The following is an 18423-nucleotide window of genomic DNA, read 5'->3' as shown; positions in this document are numbered from 1 at the left end:
TCCAGTTTCCTTGTTTGTTACCCGGGAGAAGAATATTTTTCTTATTTTAAATCTAGCATTATAGTAATCTTTATTTGTTTTACATACGGGGGTGAGAAAATGGCTGCCAAAAAGAGAAAGAAAAGAAAAAAACGGACAACGAAACAGACGAAAGGCCTGCAAATGGAATTGACCGGGTTATTATTGATTTTTATTGCTATATTCGGAAGCGGGGCAGCTATGTTAAGCGGCGGTGCCATCCCTGATTGGCTAGGAAATATCTTTCAGTTTTTTATGGGGATATGGCATTTCCTTATTCCTGTTGCATTATTTTTGATTGGTTTTTATCTTATCTTCAAAAGAAAGGCGCCAGATTTTTTAACAAGAAGGCTGATAGGTTTTTATATTTTGCTGGCCGGTGTTTTATTGCTGACCCATGTACAAGTCATGGAAAGGCTGCTCGCTAATACAGCAGATGTATCTATACTTCGGCTGACCTGGCAGCTTTACTTTCAATATTTAGATGGGACAGGCACCTTGATGCAGACTGGCGGGGGGATGATTGGCGCGCTGTTATTTACCGTCTCCTTCTTTTTATTTTCAATTGCAGGGTCCCGGATAGTTGTATTTTTCTGCTTATTGATCGGGATTATTTTTATGACAAATCTATCTATCGGCGATTTTGTTAAAAAGGTAGCAGCAGGGTTTAAAGCCACTTTTGCTTATTTTGGGGAACGTATCCAAAGATCCAGAGCAAATCGGGCGGAGCGGAGAGAAGAAGAACAGAAGCAGAAAGAGATTGCCGACACGGTCGTGCCAAATCAGGAAGAGGCTGGCAATGCGGTTCCGGAAGAACAAGAGTACAGTGCTGAAGAGCTTCTGATTAATAATTTTACCGACGTTGCCTATCAAGACCAGCCGGAACCTGAGAAGAACAAAGGGAAAACAACCCCTTCCAAGGAAAAAACAGCCAATATCGATACAGAAGAAGAAACGCATGAAACCATGCCAATGACAGCAACAGAAAATCATGATTATCAATTGCCTTCTATGGAATTATTAGCTAGCCCGGCTCATAATTCACAGCAGCAGGAGAAATCGCATATTCAGGCAACCGTCCGCAAGCTGGATCGTACGTTTCAAAGCTTCGGCGTCAAAGCGAAAATAGCCAAAGTGCATGTCGGTCCGGCGGTAACGAAATATGAAGTATATCCAGAGTCTGGTGTGAAGGTGAGTAAAATCGTCGGTCTTCATGATGATATTGCGCTGGCTCTTGCTGCGAAGGATATTCGAATCGAAGCACCAATACCTGGCAAATCAGCAGTCGGAATTGAAGTGCCTAACAAGGAAATATCGATGGTTTCGCTCCGGGAGGTTTTAGATAAACAATCGTCTAAAGCAAATAAATTGGCATTTGCTTTAGGCCGGGATATTTCTGGAGAAGCGATAGCCGGCGAATTGAATAAAATGCCCCACCTGCTGATTGCCGGGGCGACAGGAAGCGGGAAAAGTGTCTGTGTAAATGGCATCATTACGAGTATTTTAATGCGTGCCAAACCGCATGAAGTGAAAATGATGATGATTGACCCGAAAAAAGTAGAGTTGAATGTGTATAACGGCATTCCGCATTTATTAACACCTGTTGTGACAGATCCGAAAAAAGCATCCAGAGCGCTGAAAAAAATTGTTGCGGAGATGGAGCGGAGGTACGATCTGTTCTCCGATAGCGGTACACGAAATATGGAAGGCTATAATGCATATATCCGCAAACAAAATGCAAATGCAGGCGAGGAGGAACAGCAGCCTTACCTGCCGTATATTGTGGTTCTTGTGGACGAGCTGGCCGATTTAATGATGGTGGCTTCGAGTGATGTAGAAGATGCAATTACCCGGCTTGCACAGATGGCGCGTGCTGCAGGAATCCATTTGATCATTGCAACTCAGCGTCCATCCGTAGATGTAATAACGGGTGTAATCAAAGCCAATATTCCATCCAGAATTGCTTTTAGTGTTTCATCTACAACGGATTCACGTACTATCCTTGATTCGGGCGGAGCTGAGAAGTTACTGGGCCGGGGCGATATGCTTTATGTTCCTGCCGGAAGCTCCAAGCCTACCCGTGTACAGGGAGCATTTCTGTCAGACGAAGAGGTCGAGCGTATTGTAGACCACTGTATTGAACAGCAGCAGGCAAGCTATCAGGAAGAAATGATACCGGAAGAAACGAATGAAGTAACAGAAGAAGTGGACGATGAGCTTTATGAAGATGCTGTCCAGATGATACTTGAAATGCAAAGTGCAAGTGTCTCCATGCTTCAGCGCCGTTTCCGGATTGGATATACCAGGGCAGCCCGGCTGATTGACGCCATGGAAGCACGTGGCATTGTCGGGCCATATGAAGGAAGCAAGCCTCGTTCGGTTCTGGTATCGAATCAGGAAGAAGAGCATTCCACGACATCATAGAGAAACGCGGTTTATCTGCTAAGGATAAGCCGCGTTTTTAAAATACGGAATTATTAAAGTTCAAAATTTACAGAAGAAGTGGTAGGATAAAGTTAGACTGCCAACAGTGTGCGGAATGTACATCCGCCGCTCAGTGTAAAAGACGAACACATCATTTTTACTGAAAGAGGTGAAGAAATGACTTTACGTGAAGATGCCAGACATTTATATTTGCAGGTAATGGATAAAATAAAAGCAGGTATTGAAGCTGGAACGTATAAAGAGGAAGAAAAATTGCCGTCAGAGTATGAGCTTTCCAAACATTTAGGGATTTCCCGGGCAACGTTGAGAGAGGCGTTAAGAATGCTGGAAGAGGATAATATTGTTACGCGCAGACATGGCGTCGGCACGTTTGTAAATTCAAAGCCGCTGTTTCAAGCAGGCATTGAGGAGCTTAACAGTGTGACACAAATGATCAAACAATCGGGAAAGAAGCCGGGAACACAATATATCAGTACAGAGGTATTAGATGCTGCTGAACAAGAGCAGCGTGATTTCAATTTACCTGATCTAGAATTTGTAACGACCATTGAAAGAATCCGCACTGCTGATGACGCTCCGGTTGTCTTTTGTATAGATACGGCACCGTCGTCCTATCTGTCTTTAGAAAAACTATGGGAGAAGGCATCTATATTCAGTACGATTGAAGAAGCTTCCAATAAGCAAATCGCTTATGCAGTAGCGGATATTGAGCCAATTACATATCATGAACGCATCTATAGTATTTTGCAGTGTACACCGGATGAATCACTTCTTTTATTAAAACAGATGCATTATACAAATGAAGATGAAGCTGTTTTATATTCGATGAATTATTTTCGGGCAGATATGTTTCGTTTTCAGGTTGTCCGGAGAAGGGTATGATATATAAAGCAAATATTTCAGGCTTTCTTTCGATATAATGGTTTATAAAGGAGAGAAAAGCGTAAAATAGAAATAGATCGTAAAGAATGGAGGATAACTATGAGCGTGAAGGAAATCAAACAGGTGGAAAATGATATAAACTTTCATATGCTTCCCAATAAAAAGCATAAAACAATTACTTTTGCAGTTAAGTTCCGTGCCCCATTGGAAAGGAAAACTATCACGAAACGGGCACTGCTTCCCTATATCTTGAAACAAGGTACGGCCTCTTTTCCAACGCGTAAAGAATTGCAGGAAGAGCTAGCTGAATTGTACGGCGCAGTATTATCTATTGGCGGTGCTAAAAAAGGAGAAAACCATATTATAACGTTCTATTTGGAAGTGCCGAATGAAAAATTCCTTCCAGACAGCAGTTCTCTGATTGAACGGGCGATTCAATTGTTGCATGAAATTGTTTATAAACCGAATCAGGAAGGACAGGGATTCTCTCCGCAGGTATTTGACAGGGAAAAAGGGATTCTTCGTCAAAATATACATTCCATCAAAGACGATAAGGCAAGTTATGCGAACATTCGCTTAGTAGATGAAATGTGTGACGGAGAGCCGTATAGTATTCATGCGCAAGGTTATGAAAAGGATCTTTCTTCCCTTTCTAATCAAGAACTGTTTACGTATTATGAAACTATCCGCGACGAAGAAGTGATGGATATTTATGTGAGCGGTGACTTTGAAGCGGATCAAATGCTGCAGCTCTTAACCGGTCAATTTAAACGAACGCTCAAGAAAAAGGAAAGCACGCCTTTTAACCAGGAAGCTTCAAAGCGGTCAACTGATGAGAAAGAGCTGATTGAAGAAGATCAGATTCAGCAGGCAAAATTAAATATCGGTTATCGGACGAATATTCTTTACCGGGATGAAAAATATCCGGCGTTGCAGGTTTTTAACGGTATGTTTGGCGGTTTTCCAAGCTCTAAATTATTTATCAATGTAAGAGAGAAAAACAGCCTGGCTTATTATGCTGTCTCTCGCGTAGAGAGTCATAAAGGGTTATTATTTGTGATGAGCGGGATAGCGCCGGAGGACTATGAGAAAGCACTTGCGATTATCCGTGAACAGAAGGAAGCAATGCAGAATGGTGATTTTACAGAAGAAGAATTAGAAGAAACGAAATTGCTTATTATTAATCAATTAAAAGAAACCTTAGACCATGCGCAGGGCATGGTTGAATTTATGTATCAGCAAGAGGTGGGACATAAAGAAATGCCGGTGGATGAGCTTTTTGAGGGCATCCGGCAGGTAACCAAAGAGCAGGTTATTGAAGTAGCGAATCAAGTGCAGGAAGCTATGGTTTACTTATTAACAAGCGAAGGAGGGGCGGGTCATGAATAAGCGGTATTTTGAAACAGTTGACGAAACCCTATATGAAAAAAAACTGGATAACGGACTGCAGGTTTGTCTGTTGCCAAAGCCGGAGCTGACAAAGACATATGGTGTTTTTATGACAAATTACGGCTCGATCGACCAAAGCTTTGTTCCTATAGGTCAGACGGAAGCAATCACTGTACCGGATGGAATCGCTCATTTCTTAGAGCATAAATTGTTTGAAAAAGAAGATCGCGACGTTTTTACAGACTTTACCAAGCAGGCGGCTTCTCCAAATGCATTTACCTCTTTTACCGAGACAGCTTATTTATTTTCTGCAACGAGCAATATTGAGAAAAATGTTTTAACATTGATTGATTTTGTACAGGATCCGTATTTCTCAGAGCAATCGGTAGAAAAGGAAAAGGGGATTATCGCCCAGGAAATCAATATGTACGATGACCAGCCTGATTGGCGCCTGTTTATGGGAACGAATAAAGCATTATTCCATAACCATCCTGTCAATATTGATATTGCCGGGACGGTAGATTCTATTTACACGATTACAAAGGATGATTTGTATACCTGTTATCATACATTTTATCATCCGGAAAATATGATTTTATTTGTCACGGGGAATTTTGATCCAGAGCAGATGATGCAATTGATTTTAGAGAACCAGGAGAAAAAATCATTTGACAAGTTAGAGGAGATTCAGCGGGAATTTCCGGAAGAGCCTGATTACGTGAAAGAAAAGAATTTACAAATTAATATGCCGGTGTCTATCCCGAAATGCGCTGTCGGTATCAAAGAGCCTAACCAGCAGCTGCAGGGAGAGGATTATTTAAAACGTGATTTATTAACAGATATGGTGCTCGATTATTTCTTTTCAACCGGCGGGGAATTTTATCAAAAACTATATGAGGAAGATATCATTGATAACAGCTTCTTTTTTGAAAGTAATCTGCAAACCTCCTTTGGTTATGTTTCCATTGGATCCAATACGAACCAGCCTGACGTATTCTCTGCACGGGTCCAAGAAATGCTATTATCAACCAGAGAGATGGAAATTAGTGAAGCTGCCTTTGAACGTATGAAAAAGAAAAAAATGGGGCAGCTGCTCCGTGCGATGAATTCGTTGGAGTTTATTGCTAATCAATTTGCTACATTATCGTTTAAAGACGTGAATTTACTTGATATCGTGCCATTCATCCAAAAACTGACTGTCCAGGATATCAATGACTTTTTAAATACATGGATTGAAGAAGACCGTCTGGCAACCTGTACGATTCAAAAGCAGACGGTGGAAAAATGAAGGGGAATATCCTCTTAATCGGAGCAAGCGGAGATATCGGTTCTGCTGCTGCCAAAAAACTGATGAGTGATGGATATCACCTTATCCTGCATTATCATTCCAATCAGGCCTCAGTAGAAGCATTGATGGAAGTCGATAAACAACATGCTGTTTTAGCTGCTTATCAGGCAAATTTAGCAAATGAAGCAGAGGTGAATGCGTTTATCGAAGAAATATCCTTTGCGGTGGATGGGATTGTTTTCGCCGGCGGTCATGCTCATTATGGGCTGTTTCAGGATATGAAGCCGAAAGAAATGGATGATTTACTACAGGTTCATGTGAAATCACCGTGGCTGATTACCCACCATTTTTTACCGGATATGATTCGCCAGAAACGGGGCGCTATTTTATTTGTGACAAGTATGTGGGGAGACCATGGGGCAAGCAACGAAGTGGTTTACTCCAGCGTAAAAGGCGCTCAAAATATATTTGTAAAAGCTTTGGCGAAAGAAGTGGCGTTATCAAATGTTCGTGTAAACGCAGTAAGTCCCGGTTTTATTGATACGAAAATGAACCATAACCTATCTGCGGAAGAGACACATGCTTTTATTGACGAGATCCCTGCTAATCGTGCCGGACGACCGGAAGAGGTTGCTAATGCAATCAGTTATTTACTCAGTGAGGAATCCAGTTATATCCAGGGAGAAATTATCCGCATTAATGGCGGATTATAAGAACAAATGGACATGTATAAATTCCTCATTTCCTCAAATACTAAAGATGCTTAAGGCGAGTTACAGAGCATGCTGTTTAAAAGCCCGTATCAGGCGGGGTTATAGTAATGCTTTAGGCTGAAAGGCTTTATCTTTGGCAGCAGAGTAACCAGCAGGCAGATGGAGGAATCCTTCATTTGCACAAGAATACGTTTGAGGAGGCATGGCCAAATGTCAGTATTAGATAACTTTGATTCATGGAAAGGCTTTTTAAAAGGACGTTTGCAGCAAGCTGAGGAAAATGGTATCAACCATGATACGTTAACAAATTTAGCAGCTGAAGTCGGTGATTACCTCGCAGAAAGTGTAGATGCAAAAACACCGGAAGAAGAGGTATTGAAGGAGCTGTGGAGCACAGCTTCTGAAGAAGAGCAGCAAGCTCTTGCCAGCGCGATGATTAAACTTGTCCAAAAGCATGATTAAAATGATGAATAATAAGAAGAGGAGCTGTATAGGATTATCTATATAGCTTCTTTTTGTGTATCCTTTGAGAAATGGATTTCATTTGTGCCAAAAAGTATTTCGATGCAGTAAAAAAACATCATTCATTTTTTTATTTTGAAAAAACGTTAAAGAAAACGGAGTAAGCCAAACCTGTAAAGGCGTAGGATTGTCTACGTCAGGGATGGGACTACGATTACCAATGTTGTCAGGTTAGTGAATTTTATTAATTTTGATACAGATAGTTATAAAACGATGATGCTTATACTTTTTTCCTTGAATTCATTATATTTTCTCAAAGTGCAAAAAATGAATGGAGAAAAAGGGATTAGTAGTTTAGGAAATATAGAAAAAATGGTATATTATAATAGAAGATTCATCTATTTTTCGATATGATAGTACATAGTATGACATAATAAGTTGCCTGACCAGAAAAAACTACTTCTAAAAGGAGCTTACAATGGATAGAACACAGTGGTATCTAGAATATGAAAATTTAAAAAATCGTCCGGGATTATTAGGTGAAATCTCCTCTCTGCTTGGAATGCTTTCGATAAATATTATTATGATCAATGGGGTTGAAAATTCCCGGAGAGCCATGCTTATCCTATCTAAATATGATGAAAATATAACAAGACTTAAATATATTTTAGAAACAATGGATGCAATAAAAGTACATAAGCTTCGTAAGCCTAAACTGCGGGATAAAATTACCGTCCGGCACGGAAAATTTATTCATCACGATAATGAAGACCGTAAAACAATCCGTTTTGTGCGAAATGAGCTTGGACTTTTAGTTGATTTTATGGCTGAATTATTTAAAGTGGAAGGGCATAAGCTTATTGGGATAAGAGGGATGCCCAGAGTAGGAAAAACGGAGTCCGTCGTTGCAGCAAGCGTCAGTGCAAACAAAAGGTGGTTGTTTGTATCCAGCACCATGATTAAACAAACAGTACGCAAAAATTTAATTGAAGGAGAATACGATTCGGACAATATCTACATTATTGACGGCATTGTCTCTAAAAGAAAAATGAACGAAGAAGAGCATTGGCAGCTTATCAGAGAGATTATGCAGCTGCCGACGGTTAAAGTAATTGAGCATCCAGATATATTCGTTCAATCTACAGAATACAGCATGCAAGATTTTGATTACATTATTGAGCTGAGAACACATGAAGATCAAGAAATCACTTATGAGACAGTAGAAAATGAGGATTTGCGACAAGACGGATTCTCGATGTTTTAAAAAGAAAAGCGTAGAGCGCCCGTTTAAAAACGTAGAGATTGGAGCGGCACAACTGAGATAAAGGAATCACGGTGAGGTGACGAACCGATGATGACTTTCACCCGCGGGGCATAAGTGCGACTATCGCTCTGTCTGCGCCTGCCGGCTTGCCAATCACTAAGTCTTCTTTGTCGTAGGGCGTGACGTGAAATCTCTAAAGTTTGGCGCTCGGAGCTAGACAGTTATATCTCTAGCTTGAGATTAAATTTACGGAATAAGTTATACTCTCTTAGTTTAATTAAAAAGGTGGAAGGTGTTTTAAATGGATGTTGGTGAAAAGCTGAAAGAGGCACGGCTGGCGAAGGATATTTCTTTGGACAGCCTGCAGGAAAAAACAAAAATTCAAAAAAGATACTTGGTTGCCATTGAAGAAGGCAACTTTGATATTCTTCCGGGAAAGTTCTACACACGTGCATTTATTAAAGAATATGCGACAGCAGTAGGAATTAATCCGGATGAAATCATGACCGATCATAAAGAGGAGCTTCCTGCTACAGAAGAAGAGAATGTACAATACAGCAGGATACAGCGAACGAGAAAAGAAAGCAGATCAGATAAAGAATCACGTTCCTCGTCTATTATTCCAACGGTAACTGTGGTTTTATTGATTATCGCTATTATCGCGGTAGCTATCTTTTTCATCCGTCAGAGCTCTTCTCCGAGTGACGGGGAACCAGTTGAGGAAGAAAACAGCAACGATGGCGGCATGATTATTGATGATTCCGGTGAGGGAGACGGTAATGGCGCTGCGGATGATAATGCAGATGACAGTGAAGGTGGAACGGAAGATGAATCGGCAGAAGAGGAGGAGACAGAAGAAAATGAAGAAGTCTCCGTAGAGGTCGTTGAAGAAGGAACAGGTAATTCTCCAACTTCTGAACTTGAAGTCACTGGTGCTGGTGAAGAAGCTACATTAATTTTGGAATCTGCAGATGATGAACAGAACAGCTGGCTGGAAATAACCGGAACAGATGATGAATCTTTATTTAGCGGGAATTTTGATGCAGAAGCATCTCCTGTAGAAATTGATTTAGCTGATGAAGAATCGATTTCGTTGAACATAGGTAATTCATCAGCAGTGACGATTTCTATCGATGGAACAGATATCGAGTATCCGACTTCTGCTATCCATCAGCGCATCAATTTACAGATGAACAATGAATGATTGGAGTAAAAGTAAACCCTCCTTTTATATAGGAGGGTTTACTTCTTGCCCATTGGGAAATTATAAAATAAATGCATCCTTCGATAGGGCTAATAATTCTGGTATTGGTCTTTAAGAAGGATGTCAACGCAGCTAACATGTTAAACAACAAAGTATAGGAAAGCTGCGCAGCAAGTTTTTGATGGAGGGTGTAAAATGAATTTACCAAATAAGTTAACTTTTTCTCGTATTTTAATGATACCTCTTTTTATTATATTGATGAGTGTTCCGTTTCCATGGGGAAGCTGGGATATTGGAAATGCAGAATTGCCTGTTGCCCACTTTGCGGCGGCCTTGATTTTTATCATTGCAGCCTGCACAGATTGGGTGGATGGCTACTATGCAAGGAAGTATAACTTAGTTACTAATTTAGGGAAGTTTATGGATCCTTTAGCGGATAAACTTCTTGTTTCGGCGGCTCTCATTTTGTTAATAGAAATTGAACTGGCTCCGGCTTGGGTAGTTATTATTATTATCAGCAGAGAGTTTGCTGTTACGGGATTAAGACTCGTTGCAGCAGGCGAGGGAACCGTAATGGCTGCCGGCAGCATGGGCAAATTAAAAACAGCAACACAAATGATTGCAATTGCTGCTTTGTTATTGCATAACTTTCCATTTTCTTATATGAATTTTCCATTTGGTACAATTATGTTATATCTATCCTTAGTATTCACCATCATTTCAGGGGTGGACTACTTTGTTAAAAACTGGAGTATAATGAGGGATTCGAAATGACAAAAAATTATCAAGCAGAAATCGTTGCAGTAGGGACAGAGTTATTGCTTGGACAAATAGCGAATACAAATGCACAGTGGCTGTCGGAGCAGCTGGCTACGTATGGAATAAATGTTTATAACCATACTGTGGTGGGAGATAATTTAGATCGTGTTGAACAGGCATTTCGTCTGGCGCAGTCACGTTCAGATATTGTAATTGTTACTGGCGGGCTGGGACCGACGGAAGATGACCTGACACGGGAAGGCTTTGAACAATTAACAGGCCTTGAAATTATAGAAGATAAAACAACAATGGAAAAGATAGAAAGCTATTATAAAGAGCGAAACCGCACGATGACACCGAATAATCGGAAGCAGGCCCGTGTTTTCAAAGGTGCCACTGTATTAAAAAATAATGCAGGGATGGCTCCGGGAATGTATATCGACTATCAGGATACGCATTGGTTCTTTCTGCCGGGCGTTCCTCGGGAAATGAAGCAAATTTCTTCAGAAGAGCTATTTCCATTTCTGGAAAACTTAACGGGTAAACAGCAGGTTATTCAATCTACTGTGTTGAAATTTATCGGCATCGGCGAATCCAATCTGGAGCATGAATTAACAGATATGATTCATGAACAGACAAATCCGACGATTGCTCCGCTGGCACAAGACCAAGGAGTGGTTATCCGGGTTACTGCGAGTGCTGCATCGAAGGCTGAGGCACAAAAACTGGTTGCAGATAAAAAACAAGAAATTTTAGCGCGTATTGGAGCATACTGCTTTGGTGAGGATGAGCAGACGATTGAGAATAAAGTAATGGAGCTGTTGGCAGAAAAAGGAAAAACATTAGCTGCCGCAGAAAGTTTAACAGGCGGATTATTCTCTAGCAATCTTGTATCGGCGGCTGGAGCATCGAATGTCTTTGCCGGCAGTCTGGTAACGTATCAGACAGCAGCAAAAGAAGCTTTATTGGGCTTGACGCCGGAATGGATTTCGGAATATGGGGTCGTAAGCAAGGAATGTGCCGAAGCAATGGCAGAGCAGGCTGCCACGAAATTAAATACACCTACCGCTATTTCCTTCACCGGAGTCGCTGGTCCGGAAACGCAGGAAGAAAAGCCGGTCGGACAAGTTTATATTGCCATTTACGATGAGGGGAAAATAGTGGAATCAAGTTCTATTCTTTTATCAGGCAACCGTAATAATATTCGTGAAAGAGCTGCTTTAAAAGGGTTTGAATTATTATATCAATATTTGAAATAAAAGTTTAAAAAAGGAAGTTTTAATAATTAACCCTTACCTGACTTAGAGATTTCCTTTTTTAATACGTTTTTACAAGTGATTTTAAATTTTAAGGCAAATTCTGTCTTGAAAATATAAGAACATTTATTCGTCTTTTTGCTTGTTAAATTGATGAAATCATTGTATGATGGATACAGATAGATAAAGGAGGAATTTTCGGTGAGTGATAAACAACAAGCTTTAGATATGGCTTTAAGACAAATAGAGAAGCAATTTGGTAAAGGTTCCATTATGAAAATGGGAGAGAATGAAATACCGAAGATTGCTACGATTCCAAGCGGATCGCTGGCTTTGGATGTATCTCTTGGAATTGGTGGATATCCAAAAGGAAGAGTAGTAGAAATATATGGTCCGGAATCTTCCGGTAAAACAACAGTAGCGCTCCATGCTATTGCAGAGGCGCAAAAACAGGGCGGGCAGGCTGCTTTTATTGATGCAGAGCATGCACTTGATCCTGTTTATGCAAGAGCGCTTGGTGTGAATATTGATGAGCTTTTATTATCACAGCCAGATACAGGGGAACAGGCTTTAGAAATTGCTGAAGCACTTGTACGAAGCGGCGCAGTAGATATTGTTGTCGTCGATTCTGTAGCAGCACTTGTACCGAAGGCAGAGATTGAAGGGGAAATGGGAGATTCTCATGTCGGCTTGCAGGCCCGGTTAATGTCACAGGCACTCCGTAAGCTTTCAGGAGCAATCAATAAATCGAAAACAACAGCTATCTTCATCAATCAGATTCGTGAAAAAGTAGGCGTGATGTTCGGGAATCCGGAAACAACTCCCGGCGGCCGTGCGTTAAAATTCTATTCCTCTGTGAGACTGGAAGTGCGCCGTGCTGAAACCCTTAAAATCGGCAATGACGCTGTAGGGAATAAAGCCCGTATTAAGGTTGTAAAAAACAAAGTAGCGCCTCCATTTAAGCAGGCAGAAGTAGATATTATGTATGGCAAGGGCATTTCAAAAGAAGGGGAAGTTCTGGATATTGGTTCAGACCTTGATATAGTACAAAAAAGCGGTGCCTGGTATTCTTATAATGGAGAACGGTTAGGTCAGGGCAGAGAAAATGCAAAACAATACCTGAAAGAAAATGAAGAAGTATTTGAAGAAATCAGCAAGACCATCCGTGATCACTATGAACTGGACAAAGAGCCGGAACAAAGTGAAGAAAAATCAAAAGAAGAGCAAGAAAGTCTGGACCTTTAATATAAACTAAAAAACCATAGTCAGTGCTATGGTTTTTTAGTATCTTCTAAAATACATATTCAGTATGTACGCAGATGATTTATCAAGATTTCCAATATATTATAATTTATATCGGGAGTTCCTTGACATTCAAGCTTGTGAGAATTAATATTAATAGTGTATAATTTTATAATTTGTATTATGAAATTACCTTTATTTTATGCATTTGAAAATGTGATATGCCGACAAATACGCAATTTACAATTTTATAGGCAATAGGAGGTGAAGTTATGAACACTGTGATTATTATCATCTCCATTTTGCTTGCTCTAGTCGTCGTATTTGTTGTTGGTTATCTGGTACGTAAATCTATTGCAGAAGCTAAAATTTCTAGTGCGGAAACCTTAGCGAAACAAATTATGGAAGAAGCACGCAGAAATGCAGATACTGCTAAGAAAGAGGCGCTTCTAGAAGCAAAAGATGAGAATCATCAGCTTCGGAGCCAAGCCGAAGATGAGATTCGTGAGCGTCGTATGGAAGCTCAGAAGCAAGAAAATCGTCTGATGCAAAAAGAAGAAAATCTGGACAGAAAAGGTGAAACATTAGACAAACGTGAGGTTCTGCTCGAACAGAAAGAACAAACTCTTGTGGAACAACAACAACAAATGGAAGAAATGAAAAGCAAAGTGGAAGCTATGAAAGACGAGCAGCAAGCTGAGCTTGAGCGCATTTCAGGATATACAACCGAGCAGGCGAGACAAGTTATTTTAGAGCGCATCGAAAAAGAAGTACAGCATGAATCAGCAGTCATGATTAAAGAAGCTGAAAATCGTGCGAATGAGGAAGCTGATAAGAAAGCAAAAAATATCTTATCGCTTGCACTGCAAAGATGCGCAGCTGACCACGTTGCTGAAACTACGGTTTCTGTTGTGAATTTGCCGAATGATGAGATGAAAGGCCGTATTATTGGACGGGAAGGCCGAAATATCCGTACCTTAGAAACATTGACAGGAATTGATTTAATTATTGATGATACACCTGAAGCGGTTATTCTATCCGGTTTTGACCCAATACGGCGTGAAATCGCACGAATGGCGTTAGAAAGACTTGTACAAGATGGCAGAATCCACCCTGCGCGTATTGAGGAAATGGTTGAAAAATCGAGACGTGATGTTGACGAATATATACGTGAAGTGGGCGAGGAGACAACATTTGAAGTTGGTATCCACGGATTACATCCGGATCTTGTGAAGATTCTAGGTCGTTTAAAATATCGTACAAGCTACGGTCAAAATGTCTTGAAGCACTCAATGGAAGTTGCTTACTTGTCAGGACTGCTGGCAGCGGAATTAGGAGAAGATATAAATCTTGCTAAAAGAGCTGGTCTGCTGCATGATATCGGAAAAGCGATTGATCATGAAGTAGAAGGCAGTCATGTTGAAATTGGTAAAGAATTAGCAATGAAATACAAAGAACCAGAAGTGGTTATTAATTCAATTGCTTCCCACCATGGAGATGAGGAGGCAACCTCTGTTATAGCTGTATTAGTTGCAGCTGCAGATGCACTTTCTGCCGCCAGACCGGGAGCTCGAAGCGAAACCCTTGAGAATTATATCAAGCGTTTAGAAAAATTAGAAGAGATATCTGAGTCGTTTGAAGGCGTAGAGAAGTCATTTGCCATCCAAGCCGGTCGTGAAATTCGTATCATGGTTCGTCCTGATGATATTGATGACATGGAATCAGCGAGAATTGCACGTGATATCAGAAAACGTATTGAAGGGGAGCTCGACTACCCTGGACATATTAAGATTACGGTTATTCGGGAAACAAGAGCAGTTGAATACGCAAAATAAAGCAAGGGCGGCAGATGTCGCCTTTGTTTTTTTATTGACTTAGAATAGCAAAAAAAGCGTTATGTCACAAAACAAATCAGGGAAAGATACAAACGAGTACAGTGAATGCTTGGCCTGTTGTCTTTCATAGCGGCTGAGATAACATAATGATATCGTTTATATGGAAAGAAGAGAGGTAGAAAAAATGAAAATTTTATTTATTGGTGATGTGGTAGGTTCTCCAGGAAGAGATATGGTCGCAGAGTATTTGCCTAAATTAAAAGAAAAATATAAGCCAAGTGTAACTATTATTAATGGAGAAAATGCTGCTGCAGGAAAGGGTATTACGGAAAAGATTTACAAGCAATTTTTACAAGCTGGAGCACAAGTAATTACAATGGGAAATCATACGTGGGATAAAAAAGAAATTTTTGAGTTTATCGATCAGGCTCCTGCGCTGATTCGTCCAGCGAATTTTCCAGAGAATAATCCGGGGAAAGGAATTGCCTATACAAACATTAACGGAAAAGAAGTTGCTGTGATTAATTTACAGGGAAGAACCTTCCTTCCGCCAATTGATGATCCCTTTGATAAAGCAGATCAATTAGTAGAGGAAGCGAAGAAAAGAACCAATACGATTTTTGTAGACTTTCATGGTGAAGCAACAAGTGAGAAACAAGCAATCGGCTGGTATCTGGACGGAAGAGTAACGGCCGTTGTCGGGACGCATACGCATACGCAAACTGCAGACGAAAGAATATTGCCCAGAGGTACTGCATATATATCTGATGTGGGGATGACAGGACCGTATGATGCGATATTAGGTGTGGAGAAAGAATCTGTTATTAAAAGATTCCAAACTTCCCTTCCAGTACGTTTTGAAATTGAAAAAAAGGGAAGAACACAACTAAATGGAGTATTCATTAGTACGGACGATTCGACGGGGAAAGCAGCAAAGATTGAACGGATCCTTATTAATGATGATCATCCTTTCTTTGCATAGTATTTGCCCGTGATGCAGTCGAACAAGGTATACATCTCCAGAAGAAATAGTAGCAATAAAAGTATAAATAGCACATGAGGAGGTACTAGTGATGGAAGTTTTAAAAGTTTCAGCAAAATCAAATCCAAACTCAGTGGCAGGGGCTTTGGCAAATGTACTTAGGGAACGAGGTACGGCTGAAATTCAGGCAATCGGTGCGGGAGCGCTGAACCAATCCGTCAAAGCAGTTGCTATAGCTCGCGGTTTTGTAGCACCAAGCGGAGTCGATTTAATCTGTATACCGGCATTTACAGATATACTAATTGATAATGAGGAACGGACAGCGATTAAGTTAATTATTGAGCCGAGGTAATGAATATTTCAAAGGGTTGTCGTTCCAAAAGAAAAACAGGCAGCCCGGATTGGATAGGGGCATGCCCTTCTCAAATTAACGGGTGATTTAGGACTTATTCCTTTATGAAGCAGAAAAATCTCTTTTTTCCTACGTGAAAAAAGAGATTTTTTATATGTTTCAGGCGTTGAGTATTGTACAATTATTATGTAGGCTTTATACTGTAAGTTAGTGCATCAATACATATGAATCGATGAAAGAAAGGGGATCAACCTGATGAACGAAGAACAGCGAAAACAACAGGCCCAGATTCGTAACGAAGAAGCTAATATAGAACGAATTAAAAATACATCCAGCGAAGAGTTCATTGCTAAATATTTTCAAATGGAGTATGAGCCGCAATCTCCAGATATAAAGAAAGCAAGAAAGCGTCGCAAGGAGGATATTCAATTTCATTATGATTTCTCCATCCCGGAGGATATGCAGCGAATTGGCGAGGGCAAAAAATTTCTGATCCGCACCTATGGCTGCCAAATGAATGAGCATGATACAGAGGTGATGGCCGGTATTTTGTCTGAAATGGGCTATGAATCCACCAATGTAACAGAAGAGGCCGATATTATATTGCTTAACACGTGTGCCATTCGTGAAAATGCGGAAAATAAAGTATTCGGTGAAATTGGCCATTTAAAACCATTAAAATTAGAAAACCCGGATCTTATTATCGGTGTCTGCGGCTGTATGTCACAAGAAGAATCCGTAGTTAACCGGATTTTGAAAAAACACCAGCATATCGATCTAATATTTGGGACCCATAATATCCACCGTCTGCCGCACCTTGTTAAAGAAGCGTTATTCGGAAAAGAAATGATTGTTGAAGTGTGGTCTAAAGAAGGCGATATAATTGAGAATCTGCCGAAAGTACGTAAAGGAAAGACCAAAGCATGGGTAAATATCATGTATGGCTGTGACAAGTTCTGTACGTACTGTATTGTCCCTATGACCCGCGGGAAAGAGCGCAGCCGCCGTCCAAAGGATATTATTCAGGAAGTCCGCCACCTCGTCGCACAGGGCTATAAGGAAGTCACTCTTCTTGGACAAAATGTGAATGCATATGGAAAGGACTTTGAAGATATCGAATACGGTTTGGGCGATTTAATGGATGATATTCATAAGATTGATATTCCGCGTGTCCGCTTTACAACTTCCCATCCGCGTGACTTTGATGACCGTCTGATTGAAGTGCTGGCTCAGGGCGGGAATCTTCTGGATCATATTCATTTGCCGGTTCAATCCGGAAGCAGTGAAATACTGAAGAAAATGAATCGGAAATATACACGGGAAGATTATTTAGAGTTAGTTAGAAAAATCCGTGAAGCCATGCCACATGCCACATTGACTACAGACATCATTGTAGGCTTCCCGAACGAAACAGAAGAGCAGTTTGAAGAAACAATGACATTAGTGGAAGAAGTAGGCTTTGAAGCAGCTTATACATTTATTTATTCACCTCGTGAAGGGACACCGGCTGCAAGGAAAAAGGATGATGTACCTGAAGAAGTAAAAAAACAGCGCTTATATCGTTTAAATGAACTTGTTAATAAACAATCAGCAGCTTCCATGAAATCTTATCAGGGTGAAGTTGTCAAGGTGCTTGTCGAAGGGGAAAGCAAGAAAGATCCAGATGTTCTTGCCGGCTATACAGAAAGAAATAAATTAGTAAACTTTAAAGGACCAAAATCCGCGATTGGCCAAATTGTAGAAGTAGAAATTACAGAAACGAAAACCTGGTCATTGAATGGTATTATGGTAGAAAATAGAGTTGAGGTGGAATAAGATGGCGATGTATGAACGTAAAGAAGTACTTGATGAAGCCAGAAAGTTAGCGGCAATGCTATCGAACACAGAAGAAATCGAGCGTTTTAAGCAAGTAGAAGCTAAATTAAATGAAAATAAAAAAGTCCAAAGCTTGATTAAGAAAATTAAGACGCTGCAAAAACAGGCAGTTAATTTTCAAGCATATGATAAGAAGGAAGCTTTACAGCGTATCGAGCAGGAAATTGACAGATTGCAAAATGAAATTGATGAAATTCCGGTAGTTCAGGAATTTAAAGAGACACAAATCGTGGTCAATGATGTTTTACAGCTGGTTTCCAAAACAATCTCCCGTACGGTTACAAATGATATTATTGAATCAACAGGCGGCGATGTGCTTAAAGGCGAAACCGGCTCCCAAACACAGAATAGTTCCAGCTGTGCGCACTAAACTGAGGATTGTTTAATAAAATAAATAAACAGACGAAGCCGGGCAGTGAGCTGTCCGGCTTTTTGTTACCTCGCAGCATGTTTCAAA

At 40.4% G+C, this 18423-nt stretch carries 16 protein-coding genes; all 16 read left to right on the top strand.

Features of this window, described 5'->3' with window-relative positions; genetic code table 11:
* The first annotated feature begins 99 nt into the window (after nt 1-99).
* The 16 genes from MKY45_RS14880 to MKY45_RS14805 all read left to right on the top strand — a co-directional run bounded on the left by MKY45_RS14880 (nt 100) and on the right by MKY45_RS14805 (nt 18336).
* Complete coding sequence (locus MKY45_RS14880) at nt 100-2442, top strand: FtsK/SpoIIIE family DNA translocase (protein WP_341173066.1); 2343 nt, start codon at nt 100-102, stop codon at nt 2440-2442.
* A gap of 177 nt (nt 2443-2619) precedes the next feature.
* Nucleotides 2620-3345: a GntR family transcriptional regulator gene (locus MKY45_RS14875; RefSeq protein ID WP_042534938.1), complete on the top strand. Its 726-nt coding sequence runs from the start codon at nt 2620-2622 to the stop codon at nt 3343-3345.
* 99 nt (nt 3346-3444) lie between these two features.
* A complete protein-coding gene (yfmF, locus tag MKY45_RS14870) occupies nt 3445-4734 on the top strand; it encodes an EF-P 5-aminopentanol modification-associated protein YfmF (protein ID WP_332093763.1) in 1290 nt (429 codons plus the stop codon).
* Nucleotides 4727-6022 carry an EF-P 5-aminopentanol modification-associated protein YfmH gene (gene yfmH, locus MKY45_RS14865; RefSeq protein ID WP_042534933.1) on the top strand — a complete coding sequence of 432 codons (1296 nt, stop codon included), beginning with the start codon at nt 4727-4729 and terminating at the stop codon, nt 6020-6022. Before yfmF ends, yfmH begins: the two co-directional genes overlap by 8 nt.
* Nucleotides 6019-6735 carry an elongation factor P 5-aminopentanone reductase gene (gene ymfI / locus MKY45_RS14860; protein ID WP_042534931.1) on the top strand — a complete coding sequence of 239 codons (717 nt, stop codon included), beginning with the start codon at nt 6019-6021 and terminating at the stop codon, nt 6733-6735. Before yfmH ends, ymfI begins: the two co-directional genes overlap by 4 nt.
* 210 nt (nt 6736-6945) lie before the next feature.
* The gene (locus MKY45_RS14855) at nt 6946-7197 is read left to right on the top strand and encodes a DUF3243 domain-containing protein (protein WP_042534929.1); all 252 of its coding nucleotides are present in this window, start codon (nt 6946-6948) and stop codon (nt 7195-7197) included.
* A 478-nt stretch (nt 7198-7675) separates the two neighbouring features.
* Nucleotides 7676-8461, top strand: coding sequence for a DUF3388 domain-containing protein (locus tag MKY45_RS14850; RefSeq protein ID WP_193064664.1), 786 nt, complete (start codon nt 7676-7678; stop codon nt 8459-8461).
* 301 nt (nt 8462-8762) lie between these two features.
* Nucleotides 8763-9665: a helix-turn-helix domain-containing protein gene (locus MKY45_RS14845; protein WP_042534925.1), complete on the top strand. Its 903-nt coding sequence runs from the start codon at nt 8763-8765 to the stop codon at nt 9663-9665.
* A 195-nt stretch (nt 9666-9860) separates the two neighbouring features.
* A complete protein-coding gene (gene pgsA / locus MKY45_RS14840; RefSeq protein ID WP_042534923.1) occupies nt 9861-10439 on the top strand; it encodes a CDP-diacylglycerol--glycerol-3-phosphate 3-phosphatidyltransferase in 579 nt (192 codons plus the stop codon).
* Nucleotides 10436-11683 carry a competence/damage-inducible protein A gene (locus MKY45_RS14835; RefSeq protein ID WP_042534921.1) on the top strand — a complete coding sequence of 416 codons (1248 nt, stop codon included), beginning with the start codon at nt 10436-10438 and terminating at the stop codon, nt 11681-11683. The genes pgsA and MKY45_RS14835 overlap by 4 nt, the downstream gene beginning before the upstream one ends.
* Before the next feature lie 198 nt (nt 11684-11881).
* Nucleotides 11882-12925, top strand: a complete 1044-nt coding sequence (gene recA / locus MKY45_RS14830; RefSeq protein ID WP_042534919.1) for a recombinase RecA — start codon at nt 11882-11884, stop codon at nt 12923-12925.
* 269 nt (nt 12926-13194) lie between these two features.
* Nucleotides 13195-14757 (top strand): ribonuclease Y, encoded by a 1563-nt coding sequence (rny, locus tag MKY45_RS14825; protein ID WP_042534917.1) that lies wholly within the window; start codon nt 13195-13197, stop codon nt 14755-14757.
* A 184-nt stretch (nt 14758-14941) separates the two neighbouring features.
* Nucleotides 14942-15739, top strand: a complete 798-nt coding sequence (locus MKY45_RS14820) for a TIGR00282 family metallophosphoesterase (protein ID WP_042534914.1) — start codon at nt 14942-14944, stop codon at nt 15737-15739.
* Nucleotides 15740-15830: 91 nt separating this feature from the next.
* Entirely contained in the window at nt 15831-16091 is a 261-nt protein-coding gene (locus tag MKY45_RS14815; RefSeq protein ID WP_042534912.1) for a stage V sporulation protein S, read from the top strand.
* Nucleotides 16092-16346: 255 nt separating this feature from the next.
* Entirely contained in the window at nt 16347-17906 is a 1560-nt protein-coding gene (gene miaB, locus MKY45_RS14810) for a tRNA (N6-isopentenyl adenosine(37)-C2)-methylthiotransferase MiaB (protein WP_042534909.1), read from the top strand.
* 1 nt (nt 17907) lies between these two features.
* A complete protein-coding gene (locus tag MKY45_RS14805) occupies nt 17908-18336 on the top strand; it encodes a RicAFT regulatory complex protein RicA family protein (protein ID WP_042534907.1) in 429 nt (142 codons plus the stop codon).
* Nucleotides 18337-18423 lie beyond the last annotated feature (87 nt).

Origin of the sequence: Oceanobacillus sp. FSL K6-0251, from assembly GCF_038004725.1 — a bacterium.
GTDB classification, from domain to species: domain Bacteria; phylum Bacillota; class Bacilli; order Bacillales; family Amphibacillaceae; genus Oceanobacillus; species Oceanobacillus oncorhynchi.
Note: the sequence above shows the minus strand (reverse complement) of the source record. Positions and strands in the feature narration are given on the sequence as shown.